Genomic DNA, 8,046 nt, shown 5'->3' on the forward strand with positions numbered 1-8,046 from the left:
GTGCTGCGGGCCACCTGGGAGCGGGGCTGGTCCTTCATCAAGCGGGCCGGCACCGTGATCCTGGCCTCCTCCATCGTGCTGTGGTTCCTCCAGGGCTTCGGCTGGGAGAACGGCTCCTTCGGCATGGTGGCGGACATGAACAACTCCGTCCTGGCCTCCATCGGCACCGCCATCGCCTTTGTGTTCGGGCCCCTGGGCTTCGGCACCTGGCGGCTCACCGTGTCGGTGTTCACCGGCCTCATCGCCAAGGAGAATGTGGTGGCCACCCTGGCCGTGCTGTACGGCTACGCGGGTGAGGTCAGCGAGAACGGCGACGAGATCTGGGGCCTGCTGGCCGCATCCGGCGACCTCACCGCCATCTCCGCCTACTCCTTCATGATCTTCAACCTGCTGTGCGCCCCCTGCTTCGCCGCCATGGGTGCCATCAAGCGGGAGATGAACAACGGCAGGTGGACCGCCATCGCCATCGGCTATATGTGCGTGTTCGCCTATGTAATCGCCCTGATCGTCTATCAGATCGGCGGGCTCATCACCGGTGAGGTGGCCTTCGGTGTGGGCACCATCGTGGCCGTGGTCCTGATCGCAGGCCTGCTGTACCTGCTGTTCCGCAAGAATAAGTACGACGATGAACGGCTGACCATCAGCGCCGTGGAGGCCGCCAGCCGCCGCGCCGCCGTCAAGTGAGAAAGGAATCGGACCGATGAACGCACCGACTATCATTGCAGGATTGATCGTCCTGGTGGTCTTTGTGGCCATCGTGGGCAGGGGCATCTACAACAAGCGCCACGGCAGGGGCGGCTGCTCCTGCGGCGGGAACTGCGGTTCCTGCGGCGGATGCGGCGGCTGCCATGAGTGACGGATGGCGCTTTCGGCCTTTTCCCGGGAGGAGGCGGCCATGGAACTGACCCATGCACATCTCAAATATCTTGCGGCGGTGCGGGAACTGTCAGGGACCCATGCGGCGGTCAGCTCCGCCCAGGTGGCGGCACTGCTGGGAGTCTCCCGCCCCTCTGTGGCCCGGATGCTGGGGGTCCTGGCACAGCGGGAGCTCGTCGCAAAGGAGCGCTACGGCAAGATCGTCCTCACCCCCGCGGGAGAGGCCGCTGCCCGGTGCTACCAGGCCCGGGTGGAGTGCCTGCTGGGGCGGCTGCCGGAGATGGGACTGTCTCTCTCCCCGGAGGAGGCGCTGTGCGCGGCGGGGGCTCTAGCGGCGGTGCTGCCGGAGCGGTGCTTCCCAAAACAGACAAATTGAACCACTTGGCCCCGCGGCTTTTGCTGCGGGGCCATTCTCCTTTCCGTCAGTTTGCCGGGAATCGATGCGCTTTTTTTGAATTTCCCGCAATTTTGCCGATTTTTGCAGGATGCACTTTCTTTTTTTCGGACAGCGTGGTATCATGGGGGACTGAAAGAAAAAGTAATACCTTTCCGCATTGGAGGTCATTTCATGAATATGAAGTCCGATATCGAGATCGCACAGTCCTGCCCCATCCGGCCCATTACCGAGATCGCCGAGACCGCCGATATCGACCCGGAGTATCTGGAGCTCTACGGAAAATACAAGGCCAAGGTGGACAGCGCCCTGCTGCGCAACGTCCGGCGGCCGGACGGCAAGCTGGTGCTGGTCACCGCCATCAACCCCACGCCTGCCGGCGAGGGCAAAACCACCGTTACCGTGGGCCTGGCGGACGCCCTGCGGCGCATTGGGGAAAATGCCATGGTGGCCCTGCGTGAGCCCTCCATGGGCCCGGTATTCGGCATCAAGGGCGGCGCCGCCGGCGGCGGCTACGCCCAGGTAGTGCCCATGGAGGATATCAACCTCCACTTTACCGGAGATTTCCACGCCATCGGCGCCGCCAACAACCTGCTGGCGGCCATGCTGGACAACCACATCCACCAGGGCAACACCCTGGGGATCGATCCCCGCCGGATCACCTGGCGGCGGGCGGTGGATATGAACGACCGCCAGCTGCGCAACATCGTGGACGGCCTGGGGGGCAAGGCCAACGGCTGCCCCCGGGAAGACGGCTTCGACATCACGGTGGCCAGCGAGGTCATGGCGGTGCTGTGCCTGGCCAGCGACCTGATGGACCTCAAGGCCCGGCTGGGCCGCATGGTGGTGGGCTACACCTATGAGGGAAAGCCAGTCACTGCCCACGACCTCCACGCAGAGGGGGCCATGACCGCCCTGCTGAAGGATGCCATGAAGCCCAACCTGGTGCAGACCCTGGAGGGGACTCCCGCCTTCATTCACGGCGGACCCTTTGCCAACATCGCCCACGGCTGCAACTCCGTCATGGCCACCCGCATGGCCATGCGTCTGAGTGACTACACCATTACCGAGGCGGGCTTCGGTGCGGACTTGGGCGCGGAGAAGTTCCTGGACATCAAGTGCCGCTTTGCGGGCATCCGGCCGGATGCCGTGGTGGTGGTGGCCACGGTGCGGGCCCTGAAAAACCACGGCGGCGCCCCCAAGAACACCCTGGCCCAGGAGGATCTGGGAGCTCTGGAACGGGGACTTCCCAACCTTTTGCAGCATGTGGAGAACATCACCCAGGTGTTCGGATTGCCCTGTGTGGTGGCCCTCAACGAGTTTCCCACAGATACCGAGGCGGAGCTGAGCCTGGTGGCGGAGCGCTGCCGCCAGCTGGGTGTCCGGGTGGCATTGTGCGAGGTATGGGCCAAGGGCGGCGAGGGCGGCACGGCCCTGGCCTCCGAGGTGGTGCGCCTTTGCCAGCAGCCCTCCCAGTTCCGCTTCTGCTATGATCCCGAGATGTCCATTGAGGAGAAGCTGAACGCCATTGCCCGGAAGGTCTACCGGGCGGACGGCGTCACATTGACCGCCGGTGCCGCCAAGCAGCTGCGGGAGCTGACGGAGCTGGGCTTTGACAAGCTGCCCATCTGCATGGCCAAGACCCAGTATTCCTTCTCCGACGACGCTGCACGGCTGGGGGCGCCCCGGGGCTTCACCGTCACCGTGCGGAACCTGAAGGTCTCCGCCGGAGCCGGATTCCTGGTGGCCCTGACCGGCAACATCATGACCATGCCGGGCCTGCCCAAAGTCCCGGCGGCGGAGAAGATCGACGTGGACGAGCACGGCCGCATCACGGGCCTTTTCTGAGAGATATACCGAACCACCCGCCGCATAAAAAGCGGCGGGCGGTTTTTTCAGGCGCGGCATAGCGCACTAGGGGGAAACCGCCTGTGAGAAATCTTCCAGAAGCGGGAACTTTTTCACGGGAGGGTGCGTCTAAGCAGCCAGAAGAACCGGAGAAGATCCGGCGAGAAGGAGGAAACCAGATATGAAGAGACTGTTGGCGCTGCTGGCAGCGCTGACTATGCTGCTGGCCCTGGCGGGCTGCGGTGGGGAAAATACCGGCGACACCCAGGAACATTCCACCCAGGCGGAGGAGACCCTTCCTGAGTCGGATGCCGGGAATGAGGCGGAAGAGTCCCAGGAGGAGGCGGAAAGCGGGACAGAAGATGCTCTGGCAGAGGAGACGCTCCCCTCTGATGCGGATTCCGCATCGCAGGAGAACAGCCAGAATGCCCCGGCTGAGACCGGCATGACCCTCAGCCGCACGGATTTTACCCTCTTCCAGGCAGGCAGCACCTACAAGCTCACCGCTTCCGGCACCAAGGAGGCCTGCACCTATACCAGCAGCGACCCCAAGGTGGCCACCGTCGGCAAGGACGGCACGGTGACTGCCGTAGCTCCCGGCAAGGCTACCATTACCGTGACCAGCGGCAAGGAAACGCGCACCTGCGTGGTGCGCTGTGACTGGCAGACGGCGGAGAAACCCGCGGACGAACCTGCGGACAAGCCGGCCTCCACCTCTGTGGATCTCACTGCCTTCTACAACAGTACCATCGCCAACCACGAGTTCCAGACCCTCCAGGCCTTTACCGGGGATGTTCTGGATACCTACTACCCCGGCATGAGCGATATATCCACCAAACAATGCCTTATCATGGGCACCATGATGAGCATGAACAACGGTGAGTTCTGCCTGGTGGAGGTCACCAATTCCGCGGATGTGGCCACGGTGAAGCAGATCCTGCAGGATCGGGTGGACTACATGGCCGAGACCGGTGCCTGGTATCCGGAGCCCACGGAGCTTTGGACAAACTCCAGCCGTGTGGTCTCCAATGGGAACTATGTCATGATGGTGGTTCACAAGGATTGCGACCAGATCGTGGATGATTTCAATGCCCTGTTCCAGTAAGTACCGGATGAGATGAGAAAAAAGTGCCGCCCCGGCCGGGGCGGCACTTTTTGAAAAACTGTCAGAAAACGCTTAAAACAGCTTCAGCCGCTGGAGGATCACCGCCGCCTGTTCCCGGGTCAGGGGAGCCTGCGGGGCGCTGCCGTCCAGGATCCCGGCCTTGCGGGCGGCCTCCCACGCCTGGGCAGACCAATCTCCCGCCGGGCGGTTTTTCACCTGGGCGGTATGGGACAGCAGGGCTGCCTCAAACATCTCGTTGAATTGAGCCTGGGTCATTTCCGGTTCCTCCTTTGGACGGTACAGCGGCATAGCGGGCGGCAGCCGCCCGGCCCAGATGTCGCTGCTTTTGAAGGTGTGGCTGGGGCCGCTCCACTGCATGTGGGGACGATCCGGGAAACTGACCCAGCGTCCGCCCCATTCAAAGCCCATGGCCTCGCCGATAGCTCCGCACTGCTGGAAAAAAGCCGGGTCATCGTATTCATGGCCGGGGACGTTTTTGCAGAAGTCGAAGGCCAGCCCCACCCCCTGGGCGTGGAAGGAGGGACGCTTGGATTTGCTGTAGCCCTTGTTGTAGCGGTCCAGCTGATAGGCGTCGTCCCGCACTGTGCCAGCGATCATGGGCTTGAGCCCTTTTGCCTTGCACAGCTCCAGGAAGACCCGGCAGTTGGCAGCCACGTCGGGACGAAGATCGTCAATGTTTCTGCTGTTATACAGAGGAAATCACCGCCTTTGTCTGCGGCGGCGCCGAAGATTCGGTGCCGCCGCTTCATTCTATGCACCGGAACTTCCGGATGTTCCGAAGAGCAGCCGTGTTCCGCTGCAGCGGTTGAAAAAGGAGCGGAAAAAGTCCCAACACCAGGAGATCCGGCCCGTTTCCAGACAGCAGCGGATGCAGAGGTTTGCCCCGGGAGGCATCCGTACGGCCAGATGGACTGCGCGGCCACAGCGGCACAGCGTCAGGCGGCAGGCGCCCGGCGGGAGAGAGACGAAGAGCGCCTCTCCGCAGCAAAGCAGTATCCGCTCTCCAAACCCGCACCCGTGCCGGGGACAGAGCACCACCCGGTCTTCGGGGCGAAAATCCTCCCAGCAGAGCCGAAGTGAGCAGAGGCTGTAATTGGGAGGAAGGCACCAGGAGGCATTTGCCTCCTGGTCATCCTCCAGATAAAAGCGGGGGCCTGGGAGCAGGGCAGGTGTTACTGCTCCAGCTTGGCCTTGACCAGGTATTCGCCGCCGGTCACACCGCCGAACAGATAATTTCCCGTGGAATTGGTCTTGGTAGTGGCCACCAGGGTTTCCTGGGTGATGCCGCCCACGGTGGTCACCTGATAGAGCCCTACGAAGCATCCGGTCACCGCCTGGCCGCTGGTGTTGCGGATGATGCCGCTGACGGTGCCGTTGTAGGTGCGGGTGTCCGCAATGGTGGACATGGTGAGGTTGGCGATGGAACCTCCGGCAATGGCGGCGGTCATGGGGGCGGAGGTCAGGTAACCGTCGGCGGAGGCCAGCAGGGTGTAAACGCCGTCCGCCAGGTCGTAGAAGGCAAATTCGCCGTCAGCGGCGGTGTAGGTGGCGGCTACCACAGCGCCGGAAGCATCCCGAAGGGTGATCTTGGCACTGCCCAGAGGCCGGGATACGCCGCCGGGGTCCTTGACCGTCAGGATACCGGCAATAGCGCCCAGGGACAGGGTGGCATCGGCGACGCAGGTGAGGTTCACCTGAGCGGTGGCGCCGGAGGACAGGGTGACGCCGGCGGCATCGCTGAGCAGGTAACCCTCTTTCACCGCCCCCAGGCTGTAAGTGCCGGTGGGAATATCGGAGAAAGAGTAGGCACCGGCGGCGTCGGTGAGGACATGTCTGTAGGGCATGCCGGTGCTGTCGAAGAGTTTGACGGTGGCGTCGGCAATGGGCGCAGTGCCGTCGGTAACTACGCCGTACACCGTGGCGGCGGCAGCGCCGGCAGGGGGCAGGGACAAATCCACATTGGCTTCCTGCAAGCCGTCAATGGTAAAGTTCTGGCTGTACTGCAGGGACAGAAGGTCTTGCTTGATATCGGGCATGAAAAGAAACCTCCAAGAAGAAAAAGTGCCGTCAGCTGCTCTGCTGGGCAGAGGGACAGCCAATCAAAAAACCGACACAGCCGGAGACAAAGTCCCGGAATTGGGAGACCGTGGCAGTCAGAGAACTGGACTTTGCCAGCGCTTTGTCATCCACCCCCATGTTCCGCAGAAGGATCAGCGTCACCAGACAGAAAAGCCCGATACAGGTGGCAACCAGAATCTGCGGAGCGCAGCGGCATCCAGGCTGCTGCGGGAGCACGGGATCGCTCTGAAGCTGGATCTCTCCGGTATCTGCTTGTGTGCCGGAGACAAAACCGATTTGGTTTACAGGGCCGGCGGAGCTGCTTATGGCGGCTTCCGCCGGTTCCATCCTATGTACCGGGGAGGCCGGCGGTACCTGCTGGCTTTCTTCGTCCCGGGCGGCAAAGTTGGCGCTGAGGAAGTAGCCGAAGACCGCCGCAGCGGAGGTGCGGACGACAACGTCGATACTGCCGGAGAGCTGGCTGTCCCATCCGGGGAAAAACAGCGTGTACAGGGACTGCAGCATCAGAACGGCCATAATCAAAAGCAGGCACCGATCCACCAGGTGCAGCCGCTTCCAGGCTGCCCGGACGGCTGACAGGCGGTGCCTGCGGGGATGTGCGTACAAAAGAGGAGCCCCCTTTCCTGAAATGGGAATGCGGAGGCCGTCCGGGGATACCGCGGGCAAAGCGGCCCTTGTTCCCGGATGGTATTCCGCCGCTTTATCCTATGCGCGGCAGGCCGGAATGTCATCCGGGGTCAATGGCGGGCAAAAAACGGGTGCCCTTACAGCGTGCTCTGTGCTGTAAGGACACCCGTTGAGGGACAGGGGATGCCTGTGGTTACGCCAGTACCTTTCCCTCGGGAAAGGCGGCGCGGAACACCCGGCGCACCAGAGGCCCGGCAATCAGAAACTGAAAGGGCAGGGCCATGATGAAATTGCGGGGGATATTGGTCAGCCAGGTCATCGGCACTTCGTTCCAGGTGCCGGTATGAAAGGCCCGCTCACAGGCTCCGTAAAAGGACATGAGGATCACCATGCACACCACCATGCCGCCGGAGATGCACAGGATCTTTTTCAAAACGCTGTCCTGAGGCTTTACCAGATATCGAAAGGCCACGCCTTTGGCGATGCGGGAGGCAATGAACCAGTCGCAGCACATGCCGAACAGATAGGCGAAGGGGAAGCCCATCCAGCCTGCGGCCACCACTTCCAGATTTACCGTGCCGTATTGCAGGGCCACATTGTACATGCTCATCCAAAGCACCATTACAAAGCACATCATGATTGTGTAGATCAAACTTTCTCTCTTGTTTTGAGGCATGATTTCCATTCCTTTCCTCCCTGGGCTTATTCTGACACCACAGGGCAGAGTTATCGTAACACACAAAAAATGCTCTTCGTAATTGTGACTTTTTCCGAATATTTGGCCTGTTTTCCTGGCAGCTTGCTGTACCTTGACGGGAAAATAACGCAAAACTCCGGGAGTATTGCTGTGAATGGGTCCAAGCCTGCCTGGGGGGAAGAGGCTTCCTTGCCGAAGTCATGAAAAGACAAGGCCGCAAAGCAAGCTTTACGGCCTTGTGGTCTGAGTGGCAATACAGGACTTGTGGCTTCCGTCAAAGAAAACCAAATCAAAACCCAACAAAGCGGATTCGATTTGGAGAGGAGGAGCAGTGGCATGAGCGCGCTCTGACTTTGAAAAAAGTCGGAGCAAGCGATATAAAGCTTGCTCCGACGATGG

10 protein-coding genes are annotated in these 8,046 nt (G+C 61.6%); 5 read left to right on the plus strand and 5 right to left on the minus strand.

What is annotated here, in order from left to right; all coding sequences use genetic code 11:
• The 5 genes from ACT67G_RS11255 to ACT67G_RS11275 form a co-directional block, all read left to right on the plus strand.
• The coding region (locus tag ACT67G_RS11255; protein ID WP_443664295.1) for a nucleoside recognition domain-containing protein at nucleotides 1–684 on the plus strand (684 nt) is incomplete at its 5' end.
• 16 nt (nucleotides 685–700) lie between these two features.
• Nucleotides 701–856 (plus strand): FeoB-associated Cys-rich membrane protein, encoded by a 156-nt coding sequence (locus tag ACT67G_RS11260; RefSeq protein WP_325247345.1) that lies wholly within the window; start codon nucleotides 701–703, stop codon nucleotides 854–856.
• A 39-nt stretch (nucleotides 857–895) separates the two neighbouring features.
• A complete protein-coding gene (locus ACT67G_RS11265) occupies nucleotides 896–1,252 on the plus strand; it encodes a helix-turn-helix domain-containing protein (protein WP_325247344.1) in 357 nt (118 codons plus the stop codon).
• A 192-nt stretch (nucleotides 1,253–1,444) separates the two neighbouring features.
• Nucleotides 1,445–3,118, plus strand: a complete 1,674-nt coding sequence (locus ACT67G_RS11270) for a formate--tetrahydrofolate ligase (protein ID WP_443664296.1) — start codon at nucleotides 1,445–1,447, stop codon at nucleotides 3,116–3,118.
• A gap of 181 nt (nucleotides 3,119–3,299) precedes the next feature.
• Nucleotides 3,300–4,223, plus strand: a complete 924-nt coding sequence (locus ACT67G_RS11275; protein ID WP_443664297.1) for an Ig-like domain-containing protein — start codon at nucleotides 3,300–3,302, stop codon at nucleotides 4,221–4,223.
• A gap of 72 nt (nucleotides 4,224–4,295) precedes the next feature.
• On the opposite strand, the gene ACT67G_RS11280 is transcribed toward ACT67G_RS11275, so the two are convergent.
• The 5 genes from ACT67G_RS11280 to ACT67G_RS11300 all read right to left on the minus strand — a co-directional run.
• A complete protein-coding gene (locus ACT67G_RS11280) occupies nucleotides 4,296–4,898 on the minus strand; it encodes a M15 family metallopeptidase (RefSeq protein WP_443664298.1) in 603 nt (200 codons plus the stop codon).
• Nucleotides 4,899–5,416: 518 nt separating this feature from the next.
• The gene (locus ACT67G_RS11285) at nucleotides 5,417–6,280 is read right to left on the minus strand and encodes a carboxypeptidase regulatory-like domain-containing protein (RefSeq protein WP_443664299.1); all 864 of its coding nucleotides are present in this window, start codon (nucleotides 6,278–6,280) and stop codon (nucleotides 5,417–5,419) included.
• Nucleotides 6,281–6,311: 31 nt separating this feature from the next.
• Nucleotides 6,312–6,929, minus strand: coding sequence for a hypothetical protein (locus ACT67G_RS11290; protein WP_443664300.1), 618 nt, complete (start codon nucleotides 6,927–6,929; stop codon nucleotides 6,312–6,314).
• A 214-nt stretch (nucleotides 6,930–7,143) separates the two neighbouring features.
• A complete protein-coding gene (locus tag ACT67G_RS11295) occupies nucleotides 7,144–7,602 on the minus strand; it encodes a DUF2798 domain-containing protein (RefSeq protein ID WP_325247338.1) in 459 nt (152 codons plus the stop codon).
• 74 nt (nucleotides 7,603–7,676) lie between these two features.
• Nucleotides 7,677–8,046 (minus strand): hypothetical protein (locus ACT67G_RS11300; protein WP_443664301.1); only part of this gene is annotated, 370 nt, incomplete at its 5' end.

The organism is Dysosmobacter sp. (assembly GCF_052306735.1).
GTDB lineage: Bacteria > Bacillota > Clostridia > Oscillospirales > Oscillospiraceae > Oscillibacter.

Coding starts and splice junctions, on each gene's coding strand:
- ACT67G_RS11260 (WP_325247345.1), top strand. CDS start 701: ATGAACGCACCGACTATCATTGCAGGATTGATCGTCCTGGTGGTCTTT.
- ACT67G_RS11265 (WP_325247344.1), top strand. CDS start 896: ATGGAACTGACCCATGCACATCTCAAATATCTTGCGGCGGTGCGGGAA.
- ACT67G_RS11270 (WP_443664296.1), top strand. CDS start 1,445: ATGAATATGAAGTCCGATATCGAGATCGCACAGTCCTGCCCCATCCGG.
- ACT67G_RS11275 (WP_443664297.1), top strand. CDS start 3,300: ATGAAGAGACTGTTGGCGCTGCTGGCAGCGCTGACTATGCTGCTGGCC.
- ACT67G_RS11285 (WP_443664299.1), bottom strand. CDS start 6,280: ATGCCCGATATCAAGCAAGACCTTCTGTCCCTGCAGTACAGCCAGAAC.